Genomic DNA, 527 nt, shown 5'->3' with positions numbered 1-527 from the left:
ATCTCTAATTCATGAGTTATAATCACAGAGATTTTGTTAAAAAATCTAAGGGTATAATCGTTGTAAACGAAAGCAAGCTAGACATATATTGGAAAGACCCCACCCCAATAAAACCCTGGCAACCCCAGGTACACTTCAAGCGATACCAGGAACTTTCGCAACTATTTGTTGATATAGAAACCGCAGGGATAGACCCAGTTGAGAATCGCATTTATGCCATCGGGTGTATGGATGAAATGGGGTGTCCCACTGTTTTTATAGATATTTCAGAAGCGAAAATAATCACGGAATTTCTCAATCATTTAGAAAAGAAAAATCCAGAAATAATTTTTACCTACAACGGGATGCAATTTGACTTACCATTTATCATCACTCGCTGCAAGTTACACGGCATCGCTCACCCCTTTAAAGTCGCATCTAAGACGCGCACTATCCGAACTGCTCAAGTACGCGGCGAACCGCTAAAAATTCGAGAGATATTTATTCGCAACTGCCAACACGTGGACATTTATATCTGCGTTCTTAGG

1 protein-coding gene is annotated in these 527 nt (G+C 40.2%); it reads left to right on the top strand.

What is annotated here, in order from left to right; translation table 11 throughout:
- Nucleotides 1-11: 11 nt before the first annotated feature.
- A partial coding sequence (locus tag DM995_RS22980) for a 3'-5' exonuclease (protein ID WP_198669503.1) occupies nt 12-527 on the top strand: 516 nt, incomplete at its 3' end.

The organism is Blastomonas sp. UPD001 (assembly GCF_003426715.1).
Lineage (GTDB): Bacteria > Pseudomonadota > Alphaproteobacteria > Sphingomonadales > Sphingomonadaceae > Blastomonas.
This window is presented reverse-complemented; position numbering and strand designations above follow the sequence as displayed.